Here is a 24354-nt window from a genome sequence, read left to right as displayed (position 1 = left end):
CACAATCATCCATGTCATCGAAGTCCTGATTCTCTCCGACCATTCCCCAGATGAATGTGTATGCCTGTGTTCCACATCCTGAATGAATTGACCAGCTAGGGCTGATAACAGCCTGCTCGTTTCTCATAACAATGTGTCTTGTCTCTGTAGGCTCTCCCATGAAATGCATAACAAGTGCATCCTCAGGAATATCGAAATAAAGATATACTTCCATACGTCTGTCATGTGTATGGCATGGCATTGTATTCCATACACTTCCAGGCTTAAGCTCAGTCATACCCATTTCAAGCTGACATGTCTCAACCTGTCCGGGAAGAATATACTTGTTGATAACTCTGTGGTTGGCCTGCTCAAGAGATCCAAGCTCTTTCTTGTTTTCATCCTTGATGATAACAACGCCTTCAGAAGGAGTTCCTTCTCTCTTAATAAGAACTGTTGGATATGTCTTATGTGCAGGTGCGCTGTTGATATAAAACTTAGCAGGCTTGCTTGCATCGCAGCTTGCAAAAGAAACATCTTTTGCTCCCATTCCGATATACATGCCCTGCTTGTAATCTACATCATACTTTTTACCATCGATGGTGATAACACCTGCTCCACCGATATTGATAACGCCCATTTCACGTCTCTGTAAAAAATACTCTGCTCTAAGCTCATCTCCGGCTGTAAGCTTAAGTTCCTCTTTTACAGGAACAGCTGAACCAGTAATGATTCTGTCAATGTGACTATAAACGAGCTTAATCACATCAGGCTGAAAAAGGTCATCGATGAGGTACTCTTCTCTTAATCTCTGAGTATCGTAATGCTTCTCATCTCTAGGTGAACTAGCTGTTCTAAGTTCCATACTTGCCTCCGTTCTTGAATTACTATTTTATATGGGTACACTTCCCATTCATTCACGCAATATCATGATACGGTATAACTTATTCTTTGTCAGTTCATTTTTAAACAAAAAAGTTGCAAATCTTGACCTGATGTAAGAGCTTTCATATTTCTTACATTCTATCACATTTTGCCCTTATCCACATTGCAAAAATTGCTGTGTTTTTCAATAAAAAACGCGTTGCAATTTCCTATTAAATCAATAAAAAAAGCAACGCGGTTAAGCGTTGCCTTTAATCTTTTTATGAGTAGGACTGTAAGCCGGGTTATGTCGTGAATGATCATCTATCTAGGACTGCCGTCACCGACAGCCTCAAGCGACCCACCTGAAAGCGAACCGGGCCGGCTCATTGCTTTCTTTTCGGTCTTGCTTCGAATGGGGTTTACATGGCTACTGATGTTACCACCAGCACGGTAGTCTCTTACACTGCCTTTCCACCCTTACGCTTCTAAGGCGATTCGGCGGTCACTCGGAAAGCACGCTTTCCTCGTTACGCGGCATTCGCCGCATGCCCAAACTGCAATAAGCCAATTTTCATGCAAGCATGAAATTGTCTATTTCAGCCTGGTCGCCCGCCTCATTTGAAACGCGGTATATCTCTGTTGCACTATCCTGGGAGTCACCTCCACCAGACGTTATCTGGCATCCTGCCCTGTGAAGCCCGGACTTTCCTCTCCCATGCCCTTTCGTTTGCATGGCAGCGATCATTTATCCTACTCAGGAACAACATTATACCATAATTCTAAATTTGTTAAAGAACAAATTAAAAAAAGAGCCTTAAATGGCTCTTTCTAAGTGGATGTATTACTTAAACTGCTGGGTTACCAGATTCTTCAGCAGTTTTTTGCTCAACATATCTCAGGGCATCTATAGCGGATGAATAATATCCGGCAACCATCTGTGATTCAGGTGATAATGATCTGAGTGCTTTTGCTTTCATTGTCTCAAAATATGAAATAGCTGCTTCGATATTGCTAAAGTCAAGCGGCTTGTCATTGCAATAAAGCGTGCCTCTTGCAGTATCATATCTTGTCATATCTTTTCTACTTACAGGTTGCATACCCATGGCAACCGCTAATGAATTAATTGTTTTAGCTCTGTCGTAGGTTGTCATTATTAAAATCTCCCTCAAAAATAATACTTAATCTTTTAAACAGCGAATTTTATTTTACTCTTTGATGCGTAAAAGTAAATGGGGATTACACGAACAAATAGTGAAAAAAATGTGTTTAAATTGTGTTTGTAATTTTGTTTCAAAGCTCGCTTGATTCCGTGAAATTCAAAGTCAAAATCCGTAGGTCAAATTCAAGCTGAGGGAGATATTTTTTTATTTGTAAAACTTTAAAGTTGCTTCAACGCCTGATTTTAGATCAAACTTTGCAGACCAGCCCAGGTCTTCTAATTTGGAGCTGTCAAGGGCCGATCCCTTCATCATGTTATAGCTCTTTTTTTCTGCATCACCAGGATTCTCGAAAATCACCTTTACACCTGCTGCCGTGGCGATTTCTTCAGCAATCTCCCTGATGGAGACAATTGAATCCTTGTTTGAAATATTATAGGCTTCTCCGCTTGTTCCATGTATCAGGATTGTCAAAAGAGCTGCCGCACTATCCAGGGTGTAGCAATAAGATCTTATCTGCTCACCAGCGCTCTTCATCACAATATCTTTTCCAGAAGCTGCATTTCTGGTAAAAGCTGCAGTTGCCCTGCTGTCTGCAGGTGTGATACCGGGACCATATGCATGACAGGATCTGGCGATCACAAAGTCAACACCATGTTCCTGGTAATAAGAAGCACACAAAGTCTCAGCCGCCCTCTTGCTCATAGGATAACATGCGCGTGGATTAAGAATATCTACATATCCATAATCCGTTTCCTTAAATGTGTTCTCCTTTATATACTGTCCCTTTCCCTCTGATGCATCTTCCTGCTGATTTCCAAGGCTTACCTCATCAGATGCAACCGGATTACCATAAATCTCGCCGGATGAAATAAGCAGCACTCTGCTGCCCTTTGACATAGCCGCAGAATCAAGGACTGTCTTTAAGCCAAGTATATTACCAAGCATGGTTTCGACAGGTTCTGTTGACATCTTGGCAGGATCCGCATTGCTTGCACCGTGGATATAATAATCAGCTTGTGGAAGATACTCCCCTACTTTTGTAGCATCATATGAAACAAACTCATATTCACCATTCTGCAAAAGCCCATCAAATCTGGCAGCTGTCTTTTCTTTGTTTCTGCCTGCTATGATCAGCTTTATACCTGCGCTTTTTTCTTTATTCAAAAGAGCTATAATATCCACCACAGCGGAGCAGAGCATACCTGTTGCACCAGTTATACAGATTGTTTTATTAAATAAAGTCGTGATGCCAGGCATGGTTCTTACAACCAGCCTGACATCATCAAAATATTCCTTACAATATCTCATTTTTCATACCTTAAAACAGCTTCCGCCAACGAATTCTCTGCAAATTGAATTCTTTGGAAGGAAAGAATTATCAACACTTACAAAATAGTCAAGGAACTTAAGCAGTCTTTTTGCCTCGTAGTACTCCGGTTCATTTTTCCCTATTGAGAAAAGAAGCGGCTCAGCATACTGCTTTATAACAGCAAGCTCATAGATCTGTGCTGAGTTGAACATCTCATCAGCCTCTTCCTGAAATGGGAATATATTAGCTTCCTCTCCCGCTCTTACAGAAGGCCACATACTGATGGTCGCCTTTGCACTGGCGCCTCTGGTCCTTGCATCCCTGACGATCCTTCTGAGAAGTCTTCCGTCAGTTGTAGGTATCCTGTTATGTGAATCAATGCTAAGAGTAGTAAGAGCACTGATATAGATCTTGAATTTAGAACTTGCAGGAAGAGCATAGGACATTTCCTCGTTAAGTCCATGTATGCCTTCTATTACGAGAACATCCGACTCACCAAGCTGCAGGAAATTGCCATTCATTTCTCTTTTGCCTGTAACAAAGTTAAATTCCGGCATCTCAACGCGCTCGCCATTTAAGAGCTTAACCATATCGTCATTAAACTGCTTAACATCCATAGCTCCAAGGCACTCAAAGTCATAGCTTCCATCCAGGTGCTTGGGGGTAAACTCTCTGTTAACAAAATAGTTATCAAGACTTATAGGATGCGGAACCATGCCATAAGTGCGAAGCTGTATGGAAAGTCTGTTGGCAAAGCTGGTCTTACCTGAAGAGCTTGGTCCTGCGATCATTACGAACTTAATGTCTTTACGGTCGTGGATCTTCTTGGCAATTTCACCGATCCTTCGCTCCTGCAAAGCCTCCTGTACAAGGATCATCTCATTGATCCTTCCTGCGCAGATCTGTTCATTAAGGTCGCCTACATTGTCAATTCCCATTCTGCTGCCCCAGTCACTGGCAAGTTTCATGGTTTCAAAGAGCTTTTCCCTGGGCTCAGAAACCTTTAACAGATTTGGGTCAACCTTCATAGGAAGAGTAAGAAGCATGCCATCATGATACTTATCAAGCTGGAAATGCTCTATGTACGAAGTATTAGGGCACATATAGCCATAAAAATAATCGTAAAAATCTTCAAGCTTATAGACATTAATCTCAGAGCTTCTCCTGTATTTCAAAAGAGAAACCTTGTCGGTCATGCCCTGCTTTTTGAATATCTCAATAGCCTCATCAAGAGGATAAACTTTCTTGGTGATCGGAAGAGCTTTGTCAATGAGCTCCTGAAACCTGTCAGAAACTTTTTTGACAAATTCATCAGTTACTTCAATGCCGCCTTTGATAGTGCAATAATAGCCATTACCAATGGTGAATTCCACCTTTGCCTTTGGCTGACAATCCTTGCCCGCCACGTCTTTAATAGCTTTGATAAGCATCATTATTGCTGTTCTTCGCATGGTCTTATGGCCAATATCATCTGCAAAAGTGACAAAAGACAGATCGCCGTCCTTTTTCACTGTTTTAAAGAGTTCCCTTATCTTGCCATTGTATATAACAGCGGCAATTCTGTACTTAAATTCTGACTGGTACTCTTTTGCTATCTGCTCAAATGTAGTTCCTTTTTCGTATTCTTTAGATACTCCATTTATTGTAATCTGCGGCATAACGTCTCTCCTACCTCATTAAGATTTTTTGGGCAAAAGAAATATCGGACAACTCCTCCATTATCTCTTCTCTGCGCCCTGCATGGCTGTCATCAAGACTTTTCAAAATGCTCTCAAGAACCTGCCTGCCGTGATCCAAATATGGCACTAGAAGCGGCTCTTTTCTGACTAAATTACACTCGCCATAGCGGTTACATATTCTGATCATCTGATCTTTTTTGATATCACCGCTATCTTTAAATAATGTTTCTAAAGTTTTATCAAATACGCTTTTATTGTCAAAAGAGCTGTCCATAACATCTACTTTCATAGGGAAATAGTACTTTCCATCCTCATAGACAACTCTTTCATCTGTAATAAGATATCCCTTATCTCTCAAAAACTGCCTGAACTCTTCATAATCAGACTGGGGCTGAAAGACTGCTTTCCTTATGCCAAGATCATAGAGATTTCCTTCTTCTATGAGTCTCTCCATGAGCTTTCCACCCATTCCTGCGATAACTATTGCATTAGCTTCGCCTTTCTCCAGCTCTTTTACGCCGTCTGAAAGTCTGGTGGAAATGAAGTCTTCAAGGCCATATTCCGAGATGTTGGCACCTGCTGCTGAGAGAGGCCCTTTCCTTACATCCATGGCAATCACAGACTCTGCAATGCCTCTCTGAACCAGATAAATGGACACATATCCGTGGTCGCACCCAACATCTGCAGCCTTCAAAGCCTCACCGTCACTCTTAAGCATATTAGCAACGGTGATGAGCCTTTGGGACATTTTAAGTGATATATCTTCTCTACTCATGATCAATCAAGATAATCCTTGAGCTTGCGGCTGCGGCTTGGATGACGGAGCTTTCTAAGAGCCTTAGCCTCGATCTGACGGATACGCTCACGGGTTACGTTGAACTCTTTACCAACTTCTTCAAGGGTTCTTGCTCTTCCATCATCAAGACCAAATCTGAGTCGTAATACCTTCTGTTCACGCTCTGTAAGTGTTCCGAGAACCTCAACAAGCTGTTCCTTTAAGAGTGTGAAGGCTGCAGCATCTGCAGGTACAGGAACGTTATCATCCTGGATGAAATCACCAAGATGTGAATCTTCCTCTTCACCGATAGGTGTTTCCAAAGACACAGGCTCCTGAGAAATCTTAAGGATCTCACGTACACGCTCTACAGGCATATTCATCTCTTTTGCTACCTCTTCAGGAAGTGGCTCACGACCAAGCTCCTGGAGAAGCTGACGGCTTACACGGATGAGCTTATTGATAGTCTCAACCATGTGAACAGGAATACGGATTGTTCTGGCCTGATCAGCGATAGCTCTTGTGATAGCCTGTCTGATCCACCATGTAGCATATGTTGAGAACTTGAATCCCTTACGGAAATCGAACTTCTCAACAGCCTTGATAAGACCAAGGTTTCCTTCCTGGATAAGGTCAAGGAAAAGCATTCCTCTTCCTACATATCTCTTGGCAATACTTACAACAAGACGAAGGTTGGCCTCTGCAAGGCGCTTCTTAGCCTCTTCACCCTCGTAGATTGCCTGATTTAATTCTTTCTTTTCAGCCTCTGAAAGCTCATTTTTATCCTTGTCATCATCAAGCTGTTTCTGAGCATCAGCGCCTGCTTCCATGGCTCTTGCAAGTTCGATCTCCTGATCAGCATTAAGAAGCGGAACCTTACCGATTTCCTTAAGGTACATTCTTACAGGATCCTCAATGCTGATTCCATCAGGAACTGAGAGGTCGATATTCTCCATATCTACCTCGTCCTCATCAGAAAGCATCATATCATCCTCATCAGGAAGGTCGTCATCAACTTCAGAAACTCTAAGGACATCGATTCCTGAGTTCTCAAGAACCTCGAGTACGTTATCAAGCTGTTCCTCATTGAGGTTTAAGTCTGTGAAGAAATCGCTGATCTCAGAGTACTCAAGAACATTTTTCTTCTTTTTTGCAAGTGCAAGGATGTCCTTTATCTTCTGTGTAAAGAGCTCTTTTGTTGCCTCATCAAACCCCTGAGCCTCTCCGTCATTTGATGTGCTCTCGCTCTCTGCCTTTGCACTCTTTGCAGCCTTTTTAACCTTTGGTTCTTTTGCTGACTTTGGAGCCTTTTCCTCAGCTTTCTTGGCAGTTTTCTTTTCCTCTGTGTCCTTCTCAGCCTTTGCTGCCTTTGCAGTCTTCTTTTCTTCTGCAGTATCTTCCTTTTTAGCCTTGGCTGAAACCTTTGCAGTAGCCTTTGCTGCAGTTTTTGTGGTAGCCTTTGCAGCTACCTTTTTCGTATCTTTTGTTTCTTTAGTCTCTACTTCTTTCTTTGCCATTTTTGTATTTTCCTTTTCTATTATTTTTCATCAATCATCCGGTGAAATATCTGCGTGCGCCAACTTTTCCAGATCTTTTTTGCCCTGAATGGTCTTGGTAAGAAAATCAGGATCATCCGGCTTTAGTTCTTTCTTTTGTCTGTCATACCCTGCTGCCTTAACTCCATATATTATGTCGTGGAAAGCCTTTTTCCTCTGCTCTTTGGTCTCGATCTCGATAAGATTGGTGTTGAACATCTCAGCTACCTGCCTGTGTTCGTCCTCATCAGTAAATCTGTCGAGAATAGCTGCCGGTGAAAAATTGCCGCTCTCCATTCCCATAAACAGCTCTTTTGCCACATTTCTATACAGGTCATCTGAGAAATCCTCAGGAGTTATCCACCTGGTTACCCTGGAAAAGATCTGTGGTTCATCAGTAAGCCATGTCAAAAGAAGCCTCTGGTTCTTTTTGGCTCCGTCTTCAGGAGAACGTTTCTGCTGTATGCCCGACTTAGGCCTTTCAACCTTTCTGACAAGTCCGCCCTGAGAAGCAACACTGGATACAAGCCTTCTGAGATCATCTACCGCAATGTTGTATCTTGCAGCAACGGCTTCTATATAATTCTCTCTTTCCAGAGCCTCCTCAAATTCACAAAGCTTCATTGCAAGCTTCCTGTGAAATTCAGTCTTGGACTGAGGATCTGACATATCATGCTGGGACTGAAGCACCCTTACTTCAAAGAAGAAAGTGTTCTCAGCATTTTTTATTCTCTCTTCGAAAGCTTCCCTGCCTTCATTCTTAATAAACTCATCAGGGTCCTTATAGGGCCTCAGGTCAAGGACCTTTCCCTTAAGACCAGCCTCTTTTAGAATGCCAATTCCTCTAAGCGCTGCCTTTGTGCCGGCTTCATCGCTGTCATAGGACAAAATGACTTCGTCCGTATATCTTTTTAATATCATGGCCTGCCCGGTGGTAAAAGCAGTTCCCAATGAAGCAACTGCCATATTAAAGCCCGCCTGGTGCATGGCTATAACATCCATATATCCCTCGCAGATTATCATGTAACCTGCTCTTGAATTCTTGGCATAGTTAAGACCGAACAAATTACGGCTTTTATCAAAAATAGGCGTTTCCGGGGAATTCAGGTATTTGGGTTTACCATCTCCCATCACTCGGCCGCCGAAACCAATTACCTTCTGGGATGCATCCTGAATAGGAAACATCACTCTGTTCCAAAATTTATCATGGGTTCCCATTTTATCATCGTGGGACGCCAGCCCCGCCTCGATTATCTGTCCATCTGTGTATCCAAGGCTTTTAAGGTGCTTTGTAAGATCATCACTTGTAACATTGGCATATCCAAGTCCAAAATGCTGCATGGTCTCATCTGTAAGCTTTCTGGACTTAAAGTACTCCATGCCCTTTTGTCCGGTTCTGCCCCGCAGCTGATAATAGTAGTACTTGGCTGCTTCTTTGTTAATATCATACAGGATCTGTTTTTTATCCCGCGCCGCCTTGGCTGCAGGAGAATCATCCTGCTCCGGAAGCTTTATACCGGCTCTCTCAGCCAGCTGTTTTACCGCTTCCTGAAATGTTAAATTGTCATATTTCATCAAAAAAGTGATCACATTGCCGCCTGCACCGCATCCAAAGCAGTAGAACATCTGCTTGTGCGAAGAAACAGAAAACGACCCGGATTTCTCATTGTGGAATGGGCAAAGTCCAAAATAATTGGAACCTTTTTTCTGCAAATGCACATATTGACCCACAACGTCCACAATATCGTTCCTGGAGCGCACTTCTTCGATGATCTCATCTGAATAGTACATTATTTATAAAACTCCCCAAGTATGTGGTATATAAACTTCCTCAAACATTGAAACTGCATATCTGTCAGTCATGGAACTGACATAATCACAGACAATCCTTTCTTTTGTCTCCCCAAGGTTCATCATATTCTTAAGATAGTCAGGAAGAAGATCAACATGGTCAAGATAATAGAAGTACAAGATCTTGATCATTACCTCAACCTTGCCCTCCTGCCCTTTGGCAATCGGGTTGGTATAAACATGGTCGAACATAAACTTACGAAGCCTGTGGAATGCATCATATATCTCTTCTGACATGCGGATATCATCCTTATCAAGGCTGTTTGCCACGATGTCATGAATAAATGTATCAAGCCACTCACCATTCGTGTGGCCTATCACATCGCACAGGTCTTTTGGCACCTGATCCTCAGTAATTATGCCGCCTCTGATGGCATCATCCATGTCGTGATGCATATAAGCGATCTTATCCGAAAGACGCACAACTTTTCCCTCAAGAGTCGAAGGCGTAAGGTCCATCTCGTGGTTCAATATGCCATCGCGTACCTCCCATGTAAGGTTCATTCCCTGTCCGTAGTTCTCAAGTTTTTCTACAATCCTAAGACTCTGCTCATTGTGTCTGAATCCTCCGGGACAAACCTCGTTTAAAGCTCTCTCTCCGGCATGACCAAACGGCGTATGTCCAAGGTCGTGTCCAAGGGCAATCGCCTCCGCCAGATCCTCATTTAGCAAAAGAGCTTTCGCGATAGTCCGCGCATTCTGAGAAACTTCAAGAGTATGAGTCATGCGAGTCCTGTAATGGTCCCCATCAGGAGACAAAAAGACCTGAGTCTTGTCTTTCAGGCGCCTGAATGACTTGGAATAAAGAATCCTGTCACGGTCCCTCTGAAAACAAGGCCTGATATCGCACGGCTTTTCTTCTTTTTCTCTTCCTTTGGAATTCATGCTCAGAGTAGCATGTTTGCTTAAGATTTTAGTCTCACGTTTTTCCAGTTGTTCGCGAATTTTCAATTTTTACTTCTTTCCGTGGGTGAATCAGTTGTCTACCAGAAAAAGAAAACCCACATCATATATATTCGACGTGGGTTTCAAAAATCCTTTTTTTATTTTGAATTTTTTTTAAAAATTATCTTGACCATTCACTTTCCCTGGATGTGTACTGATCATTTATCCACTGAACAGCCTTTTCAAGCCCCTCTTGAGAGACCTCAAAATTCTCGGTCGTCTTAAGGCTGTCATCAGTATGTGCATAGGAATTGGGCTCTGGCCACACAGTTGCCATCAAAGTAGCCGGTCCTCTTTTATCAAGAGGTGTGAACTTGACGTTTTCCAGTGGTTCCCTGGCAAGTCTGTATCTCATGCCCTTATAGCTTCCAAAATATGCCTCTCCATACTCATAATGAGAAAGTGGAAAAAAACTTTTTAATTCTATTGCCATTTACTTTTTCCTATTAAAATCCTATCTTTCCGGTCTCCTGATGATTTACAACGTAGTACGCTGCGTTATCTGAAGGCTTGATATAAACCTGTATCTCTCTGATGCTTGAAGGCTTATTGCCCTTGGAAACATAGTCCTGTTTTGCCTTTTCAATGATATCTGTTGTTCTGATCTCATGGTGGCTGTACTGAACAAATACTTCCTCTTTACAGCTGAATTTAGCTGCTTTTAAAGAGATATCGTCGCTCACTGTCTTAGCTGCCTTGCGAGCCTTCTCAGAATGTGTCTTTACAACTTTTGCTGCAGGAGCTGCCTTTTCTTTTATATCATTGTAGATAGGCTCCGCCTTTTCCCTAAGATCCTGATAGATAGGTTCTGCCTTTTCTCTAATGTCATTATAGATTGGCTCTGCCTTCTTGGTGACATCTTTGATCAAAGGCTCAGCTTTTTTCCTAGCTTCATCAATAACAGGCTCCGCATTCCTGGAAACCTCTTTTACCATTTCCTTAATCTCTTCTACTGTTGACTTCTTCCCCATTATCATTCCCTCCTGTTCATCTGAACTTACTCATAAATGCTGCTAAAGGTCCTATTGCATCCTGAAGATCCTTGATTGCTTCGTTAAGGCCTTCAAAATCAATCTTTGACATAGACTCAACTGCACTTGTAAGGCCTTCGCCGTTTTTCGCAACAAGACTGTCAAAATTCTCGCTGGCCTCAGTGATACTTGTAATCATGGTATTGGCTTCATTAAGGGAATCCTGAGCCTTGATCGCTGTGTCATTGATGTGATTCAATGTGGCCTCAAGCTGTGGAATAACTATAACCATTGTGGCAAGCACGATACCCATAATAGCCGCAATACAGCAGGTACTGATTTTTTGCCAAAAGAGCTTTTTCTTTGTGAGGTTTCTTATTTCTATAAGAAGCTCTTCACTACTTGCAGAAGTAACATTTTGTTCTTTATTCTCTGTATCTCCCATATATCCCCCTTCATATTTCATATCATCTACATTTTTCATATATGCAGATAATTATACACCTTTATTATTACTGTTCATAGTCTGCCGCCGCTTCAACTCTCCTGTTAACTTCATTTTGAAGTCCATTCAGGAAGCGTTCAGGATGGCAGGAATTATAAGCCTTAATATATTCAGCCCAGGTTTCATCAAAATTATTGGCCATTACCACCTGCGGCAGATAATTTTGCTTGCACTCAGTCATCATATGATAAGCTTCTCCTTCATCAGAGCTTGGTGAAAGAGCCTGCGCGTATGTATATATCGGATACCATGGACCGGGTGAAGGATTGCTTCCAAGCATTTCTACATAGGTCTGAGCATCATAAGCTGTAAGGCATTTTCTGACTTTATCTGAAAGGCCATCATAGAATTCAACTTCCTGGCCTTCAGGTTTCATGGCATTTATACCATCTCTGCTTGTTCCAAGCCACTGTGGGAAATAGTTGTACTGACAAAAATGCGATTTCTTATAGGCTGTATCATAGGCCATCTTTCGCATTCCTTTTGTCTTTTTAAACATTCCATTATCATCGATCACATAGTCGACACCTTCAATGCCCCAATATCGGAGATTATGTATATCCTGCTCCAATAAAGCACTGACAAATCCCATAGCCTTGTCAACATCCTTGCAGCTTTTTGTAATTGCAAGACCTGAACTTCCATGAAAGACGCTTCCTGAATTGTGCCACTGATTGGTTATACCCTCTCTGATAGTTATAGGAAGGGGAACATACTGACATCCCTCATCATCAAGGCCGGCATGTCTTATGGCATCCTCTGCTTCATAAGCAAAATCCCACCACTGATCTACCATTCCAAGAACTCTTCCTGATGAGAGTTTAGCAATGTACTCATCGTAGGTCTGTTTATAGAATTCAGGATCCACAATACCTTTTTTATACTCTTCATTGAGCTTTTTAAAATATTTAACTGCTGTATCTGTAGTATTGTAGTCAATTACCTTATGTGTCTGCGGGTCAACTATAGCAGCGCCATCATTTGGGTATCCATCAAGAAACTGTGGAGCATTTTCAAGACAAAAATATCTCCAGTCATCGCAAAGGATCGTATAAGGAATTACAGCCGTGCCATCAGGCATTGTAGGCTTAGCTGCGTAATATCTTTCTATAAGATCAAAATACTGATCAAGAGTATGTATGTCAGGATAGCCCGCCCATTCAAGGACTCTTGTCTGTATCCAGAAAGCTTCATCAACATGCACACAGACTCTCTCTTTTCCATAAGTGCTGGAAAACTGAGGAATCCAGTAAATATGTCCATCGCTTTGTCTGAGTGAATCCCACTGTTCCTGACTAAAAAGCTCTTTTACATTAGGGTACTTCTCAATATAATCATCAAGAGCAACAAGTGCTCCCGCCTCATACATGCGGACTGACTCCTCACCCGCATCAACAAAATCAGGATAATCGCCGCTCTCAAGCAGTTCACTTATAGCATCATAAGCAGTCTCACTTCCAAGCCACTTCTCATGAACTTTTATCCCCGTAGAATCAGCTATCAGGTTCTGGATCACATTGTTCTCATCAAGCTCCGTCCCCGGGACAGCAAAAAAAGCTGTGAATTCTTTGTATGTTTTGTCCAAAACCTGAGCATCTTCTTTTTCATCATCAGATTTATTTACAAGGCATCCAACACCAATTACACAAAACAAAAAAACAATTGCCAAAACCAATATAGCTTTCTTCATTTTCTGCCCCACCTTCAAGTCTTAAACACTATATGGATCATACCAACTCAAGTATTTCAAGAGGATCACTTACAAATGCATTTTCTCCCGCACCTGCTGCAATGAGTTCATCTTTTGTTCTAAAGCCCCACAAACATGAGATACATGGAATTCCTGTGTTTTTTGCTGTCATGTGATCCACGTCAGAATCCCCAACATATACACAGTCTTCTTTTTTGACAGACATCTTTTTCATAGCTTCAAGGCACTCATCCGGCGCTGGTTTCCTCTGAAGCTTATCCGTCACTCCAATCGCCACATCAGCCCATTCACCAAAATAAACATTCTTAAGTTCCTGAACTCCGTCCATAGACTTATTGGACACTATTGCTATCTTGTAGCCGCGATTTTTCAGCTCTTTTAATAGCTCGGGAATATGTTTATAAGGTCCTGTTTTAATATTGCAATGATTAACGTAATAAGCCTCGTAATCACTTAATATCTGATCAAACTGTGGGTTCTCTCTTCCGCCCTGAATTGCTCTTTCTATAAGCTTTACAGAACTGTTTCCCACAAAATGTTTTACTTCATCCAGAGTTCTCTCCGGCATCTCATACTTTCTCAAAATAAAATTCACGGAATCAGTAATATCCTCGATCGTATTGAGAAGCGTTCCGTCCATATCAAAAATAACTGCTTTAAACTTCATTATCTCTAGTCCTTTTCATAAATCTCGCCAATTTATTTTAACACTATTTTCCATATTTTGATACAAGGGAAGTCACAGGGACGTCCCCGTGAATTACCCTTCCGCACAAAAAAAGGACCAACTCATTTGAGTTGATCCTTTTTTTCGTGCGGAAGATGGGACTTGAACCCACACGACATAAACAGTCACAAGATCCTTAGTCTTGCTCGTCTGCCAATTCCGACACTTCCGCGAACCGTCGCCGCATCTCTCTCGCGACGACTTGTTTATAATAGCAAGAATAAAGCAAAACGTCAACAAAAATTTTAAAACTTTTTTACGTTTATTTTATACTTGCGCCAATTGCTCCCTCATAAAGGCTTTTACTGCATCTATAACCTCATCAAGACTATTGTCATAGCAGTGAGTGTCCCCTTTAATGAGAACAAGCTTACAATTTTTATATTTTGGCGCTGCATCAATTGAGTCTTCTACAGGCACAGCCTCATCTGCATCACCGTGAACAATAAGAACCGGATTCTCATATTTAGCCAGTGCATCCTCAATATGAAGAGTCTGTGCAACCCTTACATAGTTGCCACTAAGAGTCCTGTTGTCCCAGTTGACAAGTTCTTCCGGAACATTTTCAGGATCAAATGGCTGTCCCAAAAGGCATCCCTTTCTTGCACCCTCTAAGATACAAAGAGCCGGAGAAAGCGGAATAAGCGCTTTTATCCTGTCTTTTTCCATTCCTGCAACCAGCATTGCAGTAAGTCCGCCCTGAGAATGTCCGCAGAGATAGACATCAGTGACAAAGTCAAGTTTCCTTGCATAATCAATTGCTGCCATAGCATTTGAGAGCCACTTATAAAGTGTATGGTCCTTAAATTCCCCATCACTTCCGCCGTGACCATACATTTCAACTCTAAGAGTAGCAACTCCCAGCTCATTCATTGCTTCCTGAACAGCTATAATGTGCCTTTCCTCCATGTGTCCTGTAAATCCGTGGATTATAACACATATCGGACATTTTTCCGCCCCGTTTTTTGGCATATCAAGCTTGGCGTTGAGCTTGATTCCATCATCAAGTATGTACATAGTAGCCTCCCAAAAAAACATTATATATTTTTATACCATTTATCAGTATGGTATGAACACCCTTTAGTTTTCACTTGAAACAATAAGTTTCATATCACCTTTAAATACTGCTTTTCCGTAACCCACAGGCAGTATAAAATGATCACCCTTCTTTACCTGATGATCCCCAATATTTCCTTTTCCCTCTATAACTGAGCACAAAACATATTTCTCAGAAACATCAAGTGAAAGCTCTGTCTTTACATTCACTCTTGATACTGTATAGTACTTGCAGCTGTTAAGAAGCTTTACTCCCTGCTCCTGATCAGTATCGTGAACTATCGCATCCGACAGATCTTTTGCCGGAACAGTGATAACGTCCTTGCACTTATCAACATGAAGCTCACGTTTGCTGCCATTCCACATTCTGTCATAATCATAGAGCCTGTATGTGATATCGCTGTTCTGCTGAGTTTCAAGAACAACCACGCCGCCTTTTATGGCATGGACAGTTCCCGGATCGATCTGGATAAAATCGCCCTTTTCGATCTTTACTTCTCTAATAAGATCGCTCCATCTTCCCTCATCCATCATCTGACAGAGTTCATCTCTTGAAGAAGCGTTGTGTCCAACAACAAGTGACGCTCCCTCGTCGCAATCAAGAACATACCAGCATTCTGTTTTACCAAGAGACCCATTCTCATGTACTTTGGCGTATTCATCATCAGGATGCACCTGGATGCTAAGGTCAGACTTTGCATCTATTATTTTTGTTAAAAGAGGAAACTTATCATTTTCGCCACGAGCACCAACTCCGAAAAGCTCTCCGTGCTCTTTATAAAGCTCATCCAGTCCCATTCCCTTATACAGGCCGTTCTTTACAAGACTCTTTCCATTTGGATGAGCTGCAATTCCCCAGCACTCTCCGATGTCATCCCCTTCAACATCGTATCCAAACACAGTTCTCAACTTGCTTCCACCCCAGACATTGTGGGTAAAGTGCGGTTCTAAAAAAATAGGTTCTTTCTCATTAGTACTCATTATTATAATTTCTCCATATTACTCTTTTGCATTTTTACAAAATCCTACCACATTATCATCGATATCTAAAGATATCTTTTACCAAAATGCCCATCACCCAAGTTTGGACAAAAGAAAATCCGAAATCATTTCAGCTGCTTTCTCATGATTCTTTAGCCCAGGATGCATGCGGGATCCAAACTCACCCTCAAGCGTATTGGGAAGAGTCAGATAGGAAACATTATCATCGCCTGTTTCAGTCATATAGTCCGCAATGGCTTTGCTGATATTTGCGCTGATATCATAGCCAAGCATTCCATAAACCCACAAAAGGTGAGCTTTTGGATAGTATGATCTAAGTTTTTTAAGAAAAGCAGTAATGGATTTTTCACACTCGCTGATGCTAAGCGGTTCATCAGCCATGGCTCCGATTTCGCCGCCACTGCCATTATATGCCGCGATTCCAGTTCCGTCATTGGTTCCAAGGTTAATGACAACAGCATCCGCCTGCCAGTTCGATGAATCATAGGCTTTTGCAGCGCCAAGGCTTTCATTAAACTCACCATGGGCAAGGCCGCATATCTTGTCATAAATTCTCGGGATATTGTTCTTTCTTACCGCATCCCAGCTGCAATAAACACCCCATCCGCCCTGCGAGATTATGCGGACATCGGCATTCATCTTTTTGGAGATCATATTGATATAGTTATGGCTTGATGACATGTACATCGGAATCCAGTCCATATCGTCATTAGCCCCATAAGTTCCCTCACCGGATGAAATGCTGTCACCTATGAATTCGATCCTGTGATCATATTGTGGAACTTCTTTAAACTCTCCATCGCAATATAACCCCTTGACAATCATATGGCAGTCATCATCCTGCCCCATAGGCTGAAGTTCGCGGTAAAAAAAGACTCTTTTTACAGATCCTGCAGACATGCCCCTGAAAAGACAAATATCATTTTCCCCGGGCTGTAACATACTGCGGCTCACTAGCGCCCCGTTTACTTCAACCGCATACCAGGGCTCATAAACGCTATAGTCCGCCTCTACTCTTATCCACAATTCAGTTCCATCCGTGCACACTTCTACACCGCTATTATTCCAAAAAAGAGGCAGCTCTTTTTGCTCATTAGGCCAGTTAGTTCTGCCATGAACAAAGAGCTGCTGCACTTCATCGATCCTGTAATACTGAAGATTTTTATTTTTATCCTGTGGTTTCATAGCCATACCCCCTGATGATTTCATACATGGATATTTTAAACCACAACTCCCCTAAAGCCAATAAGTCAGTTGCGCATATCTGGTATTAATAAATTCTTCTAATCTGACCATTTTAATGATACCAGAGTATAGAGTATATTCTTTACCATAACAAAGCATTAAAGGAGCAGCTTATGAAAGTAGCAGCAATTAATGACCTGTCCGGATTCGGCAAGTGTTCACTTACTGCAGATATGACAGTTTTGGCAGCCTTGGGAATTCAGTGCTGTCCACTGCCAACAGCAGTTCTTAGCGCACAGACTGGATATCCTTCATATTATTTCAAAGACCTGACCGGCATAATACCTGAATATCTGCGGGAATGGAAACAACAGGAAGAAACCTTTGACGGGATAATAACAGGATTTATGATGAGCGGCCTGCAGGCTGAAAACAGTTTGGAATTTATAAAAGCCTTCAAATCAGCAAGCACTAAGGTTTTAGTTGATCCTGTCATGGGCGATGACGGAAAAACTTATACAAACTTTTCAAAAGAGCTTCTGACAACCATAAAAGCCATGGTCAATGAAGCCGACATAATAACCCCAAACTTAACAGAGCTGTGTCTTCTGACAGGTGAAAGCCCCGAAAAAATAATGGAGCTCAAGGGCGATGACCTGATAAATGAAATCAGGAGAATGTCCATAATACTTGGCGGAGACCATGACAGAATCATCGCAGTGACCGGGATTCCTCTCTTAAAAAAAGACGTGATTGGGAACTTCATTATTGAAAACGGAAACAGCAAAGTTATCACAACGCAAAGTAACGGAATTCATTATTCCGGAACAGGAGACCTCTTTGCAGCTATCTTTTTAGGCAAAATATTAAGAGGTGACAGCGCTTTTGATGCAGCAGATGCGGCAAGCCATTTCATATACACAGCCATAAAAAATACAGAAAAAGGCACTGACCCAAGAGCCGGGATCTCATATGAAAAAAGTTTAAAGATGCTAATCAAGTAAAAGCTATAGAGAATAATTGCACAGAAAGTGGGGAACAGACATGACAAAAAAAAGAAGCAAGACTTACACCTTAACACTTACCGGAATCTTTGCAGCCCTTATCACAATTTTCACAGCCTACATAGGCCATGTGCCTGTGGGAATTAACGGCGGATACATCCATTTCGGCGACGGACTTATATATCTTGCCGCCACCATACTGCCATTGCCCTACGCCATGCTGGCAGGTGCAATTGGCGGAGGACTGGCAGATCTTTTAACCGCCCCTGCATGGACAGTGGCCACTGTGATAATAAAGAGCCTTATCGTGATCCCTTTTACCAATAAAGCTACAACCATATTAAGCAAAAGAAATATTGCCGCTCCGATCATTTCTTACTTTATCTCAGCCACAGGATACTATCTTGCGGAAGCTCTTTTATTCGGAACCAAGGCAGCTCTCATCACAAGCTTTTCCGGGAGTTTCGTACAGTCCTTTGGTAGTATGATCTTTTTCCTGATGCTTGGTACAACACTTGATAAATTCGGCTTCAAAGCCAGATCGGAGGCCTGATATGGCAGATATACTCTACACCTATAAAGGTTCAGTCTATGCAAATATTACCAATAAATGTAACTGCAGATGCACCTTCTGCATCCGCTTTGTAAAAGATGGCGTCGGCGATGCTGATACCCTTTGGCATCAGACCAATCCTACCAAAGCCGAGGTTCTTGATGCCATACGTGATTTTGATTTTTCAGGTTACGATGAGCTTGTGTTCTGCGGCTACGGTGAACCAACCTGTCAGCTGGACATACTGCTAGAGGCTGCTGCTTTCGCAAAAGAAAAGAAAGGTCTCAAGATACGATTAAACACCAACGGCCAGGGCTCGGTAGAAAACGGCCGTGATATAGTTCCGGAGCTTGCCAAAGTCATTGACAGCGTCTCTGTAAGCCTTAATTCCCCTTCCAAAGAAGAATATGAAGAAGTAACAAGACCGCTTCATTCCAATGGCTTTGAAAACATGCTTGAATTCACAAAAAGATGCAGGGAAGAAATAAAAGACGTAAGATGGTCGATCGTCGATGTCCTCCCTCAGGAAGAAATCGACCGATGCCTTGCACTATCACGTGAACATGATATCCCACTGAGGATTCGAAAGAAAACTTGACGAGGTTCTTCCCCATTTTTGTCTCCTCGTTCATAAACAAATTATTTTTTCAATACTCCATGCACCCCTGCCAACAGGATCATAAGTACTCCCACCACTGTGAAGCATGCAGAAACACCGATACCTGATACATAAGCTGATGCAAACAGGAAGATAACCTCAACAAGATTTACCCCCATGTTGTAGGCCGAAAGAACTTCAGCTCGTTTATCTTCCAGATTGTTTTTATCGATCACTTTATTTTCCATCTCATCAAATATGTATGCCGGTACTGACACCACAAGAGGAAGTAGCAGCATGATTGGAATGATGATCAGCCGGATGTTGCTTCTTCCAAATAACAACATGCATATTCCTGAAATGATAAAACCGGCAACAAAGGTCCTGAAATAGTTCTTTTCTCCAATATGATCCAGGATCTTCTCTGCAGCCATCTCAATTACTGAGTATCCAAGGATGATAGCGGTCATCCATTCTTCGGAAATCCCAAGATTTTCCAGTTTATCAACATAGAAAAAATTGATCAGTATGAAGGAAATACTAACGCAAGCCAGGGTTACCATAATTATGATATTTTCAGCATTAAGCCGAAGAATGAATAATTTATGCTTTCCGGTGTCCTTATTGCCGACTGCTTCTTTGGATTTAGCCTTTTCTTTTTCAATCCTGAAACTCAGCGCAACTGCAAAAACGTTCATAACAGCTGTCACGACAAGCAAGCCGACAATTCCAAAGAAGTGGTAAATACCGGCATACATTATGGTACTTACTATGAAGCCAGCCGTACCAAACTTAGAAGTTCTCGCACTTTTCACAACATATTCACCCTCGTCATACCGCTGATACAGATAAGCACTTATGGTTCCGGAAGAAAAGCAGCTTGCAATGCCTTCTACAATAGCCTCTGCTATAAACAGCCAGTAATTTCGAGTTAAAAAGGCGGTAAGCATCATGCCTCTGGCCAGCAGAAGTGTAACCTGCGATAAGACAATCGTATTTTTATATCCAACCACGTCCGTGATCTTCCCGGTTGGTATTTCGCCAAAGAATATTACCAGTGACAATATTGCCTGTAAAACAAAGAACTGATCAAGGCTAATTCCTGCCCGGGTTCTTACTAATAGTGCTACCGGTGCAAAGAAAACCAGGCCATTGAAAAATGATACAAGTTCAAGGTTATCTATATTTAGTTTCTTATTCATCATCGAATCCTCCAACAAAAAAGTATGTATTAAAACGTAAAAACTGCCTCACATACATTTCTGTACGCAAGGCAGTCATATCCATCAAAAAAAAACTCAAATATAGAAAGAGGAATACGAGAGTCCAGGACGAACCGGACAATTGACGAATATGATAATCTGACGTAAAGCGTACAAAAACAGACCTGTCATGCAGGCAAGAACACTCTGTTTATAACTTTTTTGTCAGAAAATCAATGAAGCATCTTTCGCAACCTCTTTTTTTCTTTGAAAACAGTTGAAATTTTATCACATCAAATGTGGTTTTTCAACCGATACGGAATGTTTTTCGTTACTATTCACAGTTTTTTAGATAATAGCTACACGCTCCAGGGAAGTCTTACATTGGGAATAGCCAGTTTTTCCGTATATTTATGCTCAAATCTGATTCCGTTGCTACTAAGTTCTTTTAAAAAAGCATCAAAATACACAGGATCCGAAAAGTTCTGTATAAACTCAATAGTTACTTCATGATTTACTGCAGATACCTCAAGCAAAATGCTTTCATTCAGAGGTTGTGCCCATGTATGAAATTCTTTAATATATTTTTCAGCCTCACCAAAATTAGCCTTACCAATATAACTGACCGTGGCTGAAAGAACAGCTTTAAGAGACTGACTGTTTTCTTTGGCGGCTTCAAACCGCTCTTCATCTGTTTGAAGTGCCAGAAGCTTTCGCGTGAAACTGTTTATTGAGGCTTGCGTAGATAGCACACTCTCATCCCGCGTCTGAGCAAATACCATTCCCCGGAAGCACATAGCCTGTTTATCAATTGGCCATGTCCACATTTTTTCTTTGTACTCGAGCCATGCTCCACCAACAAGACTTTGGTGTGCAAGCGGAGCATTCAGTGCTTTTCGCTGGTTAACGCACATGCTGATCCTTATAGGACTGACCTTATCAGGATGAACATCAGCTATAGCTCTGCTTAGAAATAGAGCAGTCATCGTTCCGGGGCTTCCATCATTAGCAGAAGAAAAGCGCATTAACTCTGATTCATCTATAGAAATTCCAAATACAGTCCTGACATCGCCTTCTCTTTTCTTCTCTATCTCAGGATTTAGAGAAGGTAGAATTTCTTCGCCGCCACCCGAGGGTGGATCAGGAATGTTGATCGTGGGGTCATCCCACTCCTGTGGCGGAATAATATCTCCCTTAAGACGAATTTTATCTCTGCTGAGCTTAACATTATAAAATTCAGAGCAATAATAATACAGTAAAGTTCTTAAGAGTTCATAAGCCCCCGTTCCATCTGTAAGAGCATGACAGATATTCAGTACGATAATGTCGTCATGCCATGAAAAAGCCAACATATGGAAGTTAGATTCTTTACTGTTTAGCTCAATGTCTTTTTCAGTATTTACTACTGCGACAGGTTGCTCATTCGATTCAAAAACATACCGGTCATCCATTTTAGTCAGCTTTACAGCAAAATAAGGATAACGCTCCATAGTAGTATCAACTGCATGTCGAAGTATATTTCCATCGATAGTGTCCTGCATCCTCATTATGAAGTGAATGACATTGGGGCTTTCTTTACTTGATGCGTATAAAGAATTGATTTCAGAAAAAAGGAATCTTGTCATCTTTCTTCTCCCTGGTCATATGCGATAAATCACAAATTTATTTTTGGAGTCAATGGGGACGTTTCACTTTGACTCGTACATTCTCATTTATTTAGCTCTTTGTATTGTATTTCGATTTATCCCTGTAAGCCTTTCAATTTGTCTGATTGACAATCCTCTATCCTTAAGCCTACTAAGAGCAGCATCTCTGTCTATTCTACTATGAACTACCCTCACCGACTCCACGTCGGAAAGGGTTTCTGTTATGCCGCAGAGCGGCATGAACCTGCACGATGCTCTATGCATCCTGCAGAACAGGGCATGTCCACTATGCCCCTATCCCATTGGCTTACCTTTGGGAATACTTTCCTTAAGATGTTTGCAGCTCCATTTATGTCTGCATTTGTTATTGTACCATCGTAGTGTCTGTAAAGTCCTCTCTGTATCCGCTTTCCTGAAAAAGAGTAGCTTTCCGGGCTATTCTTTTTATGCACAGGGATATAGTCTTTTGCAAGAAAGTCAGCCTTTGACGTGTAACTCTCTTCTGTGAGGACAAACTTTATACCATATTCAGCAAGTTTGTATCTGAGCATGTCTGCAAATATCAGCATTGGTATCTGCACAAAGTTCTGGTTATTGACATGTCCTATACCTATTTTCTGTTTCTGGTATGTATTATGACCCATCACAACAGCATCGACATGGTTATCCCTTGCATAGTCTGCAAGCTGTCTGCTTACCTTATGGAACTGATCCTTTATCCTTCTGTTCCTCTTTTCAGTAAGAGCATTCATCTTTCTTGTCCTGTACCTGTTGTTGCATGTCATGGCACAGGAAGAGAGTCTTTTCATCTCTTTGTTGTAAAGCTGGTTGATTGACTTGATCACACCTCCCTTTATCACAAATGGCCTTGCACCAAAAGTGTTTGCTACAGCAGCTATGTTGTCTGTTCCCGGATCGATAGCCATTACTCTCAAGCCCTTCAGATCTGATACGTCCGAAAGGTCAGAGAGGATATCCTTATCAGACATTGGCATTATTCCTTTATCAGGAACAGAAAGAACTACATCCAGGACAAAACTGTTTCCGCCGGGCTTTATACGTACTTCCTTAAGGCACACTTCTTCCGAGAGCTGGCCAAGAGACAGCTTCTCCATGGTACCGGGAAACTTAAGATACCCATCCTTGATCCTGCATATCTGATTAGTCAGGACAGCTGTCTTGAATGATCCCTGTGACATATATCCCGGCATCTTGGGGCGACCAGTAAGTGCCCCAGGATTCCTGCCATATACTTTTACAGCTTCAAAGAAAGACTTATAGTCTCTGAGAAGAAGTTTCAATATCTGCTGATTAGCCTGTGACGGAAGGGCATAGTATGCCTTATCCCTTGTAACCTTTAGCAGATGATCAAGGGCATTATATGAGAGCCACTTGCTGTCACCAAGATATTTAGTCCCCAAAAGGCTATCCCTTACGAGCCTGTAAACCATCATCTGATTTGGGAAAAGAGGCTTGAACAAGGCCATTGAATCTACTGCAGACGAATACTGCCTTAAGATGAAATTTGCCCTGTTGTACAGAACGGCTGATGATTTGCAGATATCCCTGCAATAGTCATAGAGTATATGGTTTTGGTTTATCCTGTATTGCCTTGTTCTGTACACGGTTGTAAATTCCTTAGCAGTATTCTATAGTTAGTATTATAGCACACATTTCAGAAAAGCACAAACATTTGTTCTTTTTGGATAAGGAGTAAATTTATGCAGAAATCGATGCTGGAATCAGATATCCTGAACGAGTACAGAAGAGGATCACATGCATCTGCTGATTTCCATGCCACCTGATGTAGCTCCTGTAAAGCTCATCAACTCGTTAAAATCACAACTTTCTAAAGAAGTAAGAAATACATATAGGACTCATGTAGAAAAGTATCTGTGGGGAGATTCACCCTTCTGGAGCGCAAGTTACTTTTGCGCCACTACCGGAAGTGTTTCTCTTGATACTGTTAAGAAATATATTGAAGATCAGCGAACAGAAGAACACAAACGCAAATACACTTAAGTAGATATGGGGATTACTCCCCATACCCCTTTTCAGAACCGTACGTGCGCTATTAACGCATACGGCTCCTCA

The 24354-nt window shown here is 41.7% G+C and carries 22 protein-coding genes, 1 tRNA gene, 1 other RNA gene and 1 pseudogene; 4 read left to right on the top strand and 21 right to left on the bottom strand.

The genetic code is table 11. The features are described from left to right. The 18 genes from kduI to E7303_RS11865 form a co-directional block, all read right to left on the bottom strand. Positions 1-844 (bottom strand): 5-dehydro-4-deoxy-D-glucuronate isomerase (kduI, locus tag E7303_RS11950; RefSeq protein WP_292145539.1); only part of this gene is annotated, 844 nt, incomplete at its 3' end. 279 nt (positions 845-1123) lie between these two features. Continuing rightward, an RNA gene (gene rnpB / locus E7303_RS11945) (RNase P RNA component class A) lies at positions 1124-1603 on the bottom strand. Positions 1604-1691: 88 nt separating this feature from the next. Continuing rightward, entirely contained in the window at positions 1692-1997 is a 306-nt protein-coding gene (locus E7303_RS11940) for a hypothetical protein (protein WP_292145538.1), read from the bottom strand. 213 nt (positions 1998-2210) lie between these two features. Then, a complete protein-coding gene (locus E7303_RS11935; protein WP_292145537.1) occupies positions 2211-3314 on the bottom strand; it encodes an NAD-dependent epimerase/dehydratase family protein in 1104 nt (367 codons plus the stop codon). Positions 3315-3317: 3 nt separating this feature from the next. Beyond that, positions 3318-4973: a nucleoside kinase gene (locus E7303_RS11930; RefSeq protein ID WP_292145535.1), complete on the bottom strand. Its 1656-nt coding sequence runs from the start codon at positions 4971-4973 to the stop codon at positions 3318-3320. A 10-nt stretch (positions 4974-4983) separates the two neighbouring features. Further along, the gene (locus E7303_RS11925) at positions 4984-5769 is read right to left on the bottom strand and encodes a class I SAM-dependent methyltransferase (RefSeq protein ID WP_292145534.1); all 786 of its coding nucleotides are present in this window, start codon (positions 5767-5769) and stop codon (positions 4984-4986) included. Positions 5770-5771: 2 nt separating this feature from the next. Next, positions 5772-6944, bottom strand: coding sequence for an RNA polymerase sigma factor RpoD (gene rpoD, locus E7303_RS11920; RefSeq protein WP_292145565.1), 1173 nt, complete (start codon positions 6942-6944; stop codon positions 5772-5774). 372 nt (positions 6945-7316) lie between these two features. Beyond that, a complete protein-coding gene (dnaG, locus tag E7303_RS11915; RefSeq protein ID WP_292145533.1) occupies positions 7317-9095 on the bottom strand; it encodes a DNA primase in 1779 nt (592 codons plus the stop codon). A gap of 3 nt (positions 9096-9098) precedes the next feature. Next, the gene (locus E7303_RS11910) at positions 9099-10106 is read right to left on the bottom strand and encodes a deoxyguanosinetriphosphate triphosphohydrolase (protein ID WP_292145532.1); all 1008 of its coding nucleotides are present in this window, start codon (positions 10104-10106) and stop codon (positions 9099-9101) included. Between the two features lie 115 nt (positions 10107-10221). After that, positions 10222-10533 (bottom strand): hypothetical protein, encoded by a 312-nt coding sequence (locus tag E7303_RS11905; RefSeq protein WP_292145531.1) that lies wholly within the window; start codon positions 10531-10533, stop codon positions 10222-10224. Positions 10534-10546: 13 nt separating this feature from the next. Further along, on the bottom strand, positions 10547-11071 hold the full coding sequence (locus tag E7303_RS11900) for a DUF6465 family protein (protein WP_292145530.1): 525 nt from the start codon (positions 11069-11071) through the stop codon (positions 10547-10549). A 16-nt stretch (positions 11072-11087) separates the two neighbouring features. Continuing rightward, positions 11088-11516: a hypothetical protein gene (locus E7303_RS11895; RefSeq protein ID WP_292145529.1), complete on the bottom strand. Its 429-nt coding sequence runs from the start codon at positions 11514-11516 to the stop codon at positions 11088-11090. A gap of 67 nt (positions 11517-11583) precedes the next feature. Beyond that, entirely contained in the window at positions 11584-13266 is a 1683-nt protein-coding gene (locus E7303_RS11890) for a sugar ABC transporter substrate-binding protein (RefSeq protein WP_292145528.1), read from the bottom strand. A gap of 37 nt (positions 13267-13303) precedes the next feature. Next, a complete protein-coding gene (locus tag E7303_RS11885) occupies positions 13304-13954 on the bottom strand; it encodes an HAD family hydrolase (protein ID WP_292145527.1) in 651 nt (216 codons plus the stop codon). A 147-nt stretch (positions 13955-14101) separates the two neighbouring features. Next, positions 14102-14186: transfer RNA gene (locus E7303_RS11880), tRNA-Leu, on the bottom strand. A gap of 95 nt (positions 14187-14281) precedes the next feature. Further along, positions 14282-15031 (bottom strand): alpha/beta hydrolase, encoded by a 750-nt coding sequence (locus E7303_RS11875; protein WP_292145526.1) that lies wholly within the window; start codon positions 15029-15031, stop codon positions 14282-14284. A gap of 63 nt (positions 15032-15094) precedes the next feature. After that, on the bottom strand, positions 15095-16051 hold the full coding sequence (gene manA / locus E7303_RS11870; protein WP_292145525.1) for a mannose-6-phosphate isomerase, class I: 957 nt from the start codon (positions 16049-16051) through the stop codon (positions 15095-15097). A 93-nt stretch (positions 16052-16144) separates the two neighbouring features. Further along, the gene (locus E7303_RS11865) at positions 16145-17257 is read right to left on the bottom strand and encodes an SGNH/GDSL hydrolase family protein (RefSeq protein WP_292145524.1); all 1113 of its coding nucleotides are present in this window, start codon (positions 17255-17257) and stop codon (positions 16145-16147) included. 173 nt (positions 17258-17430) lie between these two features. Between E7303_RS11865 and E7303_RS11860 the strand changes: the two genes are divergently transcribed. From E7303_RS11860 to E7303_RS11850, 3 genes are read left to right on the top strand one after another with little or no spacing between them, the layout of a single operon-like run. Further along, positions 17431-18261 (top strand): pyridoxamine kinase, encoded by an 831-nt coding sequence (locus E7303_RS11860; protein ID WP_292145523.1) that lies wholly within the window; start codon positions 17431-17433, stop codon positions 18259-18261. A gap of 40 nt (positions 18262-18301) precedes the next feature. After that, positions 18302-18814, top strand: coding sequence for a TIGR04002 family protein (locus E7303_RS11855; protein ID WP_292145521.1), 513 nt, complete (start codon positions 18302-18304; stop codon positions 18812-18814). Between the two features lies 1 nt (position 18815). Continuing rightward, positions 18816-19412: a TatD family nuclease-associated radical SAM protein gene (locus tag E7303_RS11850; RefSeq protein WP_292145520.1), complete on the top strand. Its 597-nt coding sequence runs from the start codon at positions 18816-18818 to the stop codon at positions 19410-19412. 41 nt (positions 19413-19453) lie between these two features. Here E7303_RS11850 and E7303_RS11845 read toward each other — a convergent pair whose 3' ends face one another. The 3 genes from E7303_RS11845 to E7303_RS11835 all read right to left on the bottom strand — a co-directional run bounded on the left by E7303_RS11845 (position 19454) and on the right by E7303_RS11835 (position 23885). Continuing rightward, on the bottom strand, positions 19454-20617 hold the full coding sequence (locus tag E7303_RS11845; protein ID WP_292145519.1) for an MFS transporter: 1164 nt from the start codon (positions 20615-20617) through the stop codon (positions 19454-19456). 356 nt (positions 20618-20973) lie between these two features. Then, the gene (locus tag E7303_RS11840) at positions 20974-22239 is read right to left on the bottom strand and encodes a hypothetical protein (protein ID WP_292145518.1); all 1266 of its coding nucleotides are present in this window, start codon (positions 22237-22239) and stop codon (positions 20974-20976) included. A 242-nt stretch (positions 22240-22481) separates the two neighbouring features. Then, a complete protein-coding gene (locus E7303_RS11835; protein WP_292145517.1) occupies positions 22482-23885 on the bottom strand; it encodes an RNA-guided endonuclease InsQ/TnpB family protein in 1404 nt (467 codons plus the stop codon). 148 nt (positions 23886-24033) lie between these two features. On the opposite strand from E7303_RS11835, the pseudogene tnpA reads away from it, so the two are divergent. Continuing rightward, positions 24034-24282 (top strand): annotated as a pseudogene (gene tnpA / locus E7303_RS11830) (IS200/IS605 family transposase); the annotation flags it as partial. Positions 24283-24354: the final 72 nt, after the last annotated feature.

The sequence above is a fragment of the Butyrivibrio sp. genome (genome assembly GCF_015056685.1).
Taxonomy (GTDB): Bacteria; Bacillota; Clostridia; order Lachnospirales; family Lachnospiraceae; genus Butyrivibrio.
The sequence above is the reverse complement of the archived record's forward strand: the minus strand, read 5'-3'. Positions and strand labels throughout refer to the sequence as shown.

What these genes read in the sequence shown, in the direction of transcription:
- E7303_RS11940 (WP_292145538.1), bottom strand. Translation starts at nt 1,997, where the DNA reads ATGACAACCTACGACAGAGCTAAAACAATTAATTCATTAGCGGTTGCC.
- E7303_RS11935 (WP_292145537.1), bottom strand. Translation starts at nt 3,314, where the DNA reads ATGAGATATTGTAAGGAATATTTTGATGATGTCAGGCTGGTTGTAAGA.
- E7303_RS11930 (WP_292145535.1), bottom strand. Translation starts at nt 4,973, where the DNA reads ATGCCGCAGATTACAATAAATGGAGTATCTAAAGAATACGAAAAAGGA.
- E7303_RS11925 (WP_292145534.1), bottom strand. Translation starts at nt 5,769, where the DNA reads ATGAGTAGAGAAGATATATCACTTAAAATGTCCCAAAGGCTCATCACC.
- dnaG (WP_292145533.1), bottom strand. Translation starts at nt 9,095, where the DNA reads ATGTACTATTCAGATGAGATCATCGAAGAAGTGCGCTCCAGGAACGAT.
- E7303_RS11905 (WP_292145531.1), bottom strand. Translation starts at nt 10,533, where the DNA reads ATGGCAATAGAATTAAAAAGTTTTTTTCCACTTTCTCATTATGAGTAT.
- E7303_RS11900 (WP_292145530.1), bottom strand. Translation starts at nt 11,071, where the DNA reads ATGGGGAAGAAGTCAACAGTAGAAGAGATTAAGGAAATGGTAAAAGAG.
- E7303_RS11895 (WP_292145529.1), bottom strand. Translation starts at nt 11,516, where the DNA reads ATGGGAGATACAGAGAATAAAGAACAAAATGTTACTTCTGCAAGTAGT.
- E7303_RS11890 (WP_292145528.1), bottom strand. Translation starts at nt 13,266, where the DNA reads ATGAAGAAAGCTATATTGGTTTTGGCAATTGTTTTTTTGTTTTGTGTA.
- E7303_RS11885 (WP_292145527.1), bottom strand. Translation starts at nt 13,954, where the DNA reads ATGAAGTTTAAAGCAGTTATTTTTGATATGGACGGAACGCTTCTCAAT.
- E7303_RS11875 (WP_292145526.1), bottom strand. Translation starts at nt 15,031, where the DNA reads ATGTACATACTTGATGATGGAATCAAGCTCAACGCCAAGCTTGATATG.
- manA (WP_292145525.1), bottom strand. Translation starts at nt 16,051, where the DNA reads ATGAGTACTAATGAGAAAGAACCTATTTTTTTAGAACCGCACTTTACC.
- E7303_RS11865 (WP_292145524.1), bottom strand. Translation starts at nt 17,257, where the DNA reads ATGAAACCACAGGATAAAAATAAAAATCTTCAGTATTACAGGATCGAT.
- E7303_RS11860 (WP_292145523.1), top strand. Translation starts at nt 17,431, where the DNA reads ATGAAAGTAGCAGCAATTAATGACCTGTCCGGATTCGGCAAGTGTTCA.
- E7303_RS11855 (WP_292145521.1), top strand. Translation starts at nt 18,302, where the DNA reads ATGACAAAAAAAAGAAGCAAGACTTACACCTTAACACTTACCGGAATC.
- E7303_RS11850 (WP_292145520.1), top strand. Translation starts at nt 18,816, where the DNA reads ATGGCAGATATACTCTACACCTATAAAGGTTCAGTCTATGCAAATATT.
- E7303_RS11845 (WP_292145519.1), bottom strand. Translation starts at nt 20,617, where the DNA reads ATGATGAATAAGAAACTAAATATAGATAACCTTGAACTTGTATCATTT.
- E7303_RS11840 (WP_292145518.1), bottom strand. Translation starts at nt 22,239, where the DNA reads ATGACAAGATTCCTTTTTTCTGAAATCAATTCTTTATACGCATCAAGT.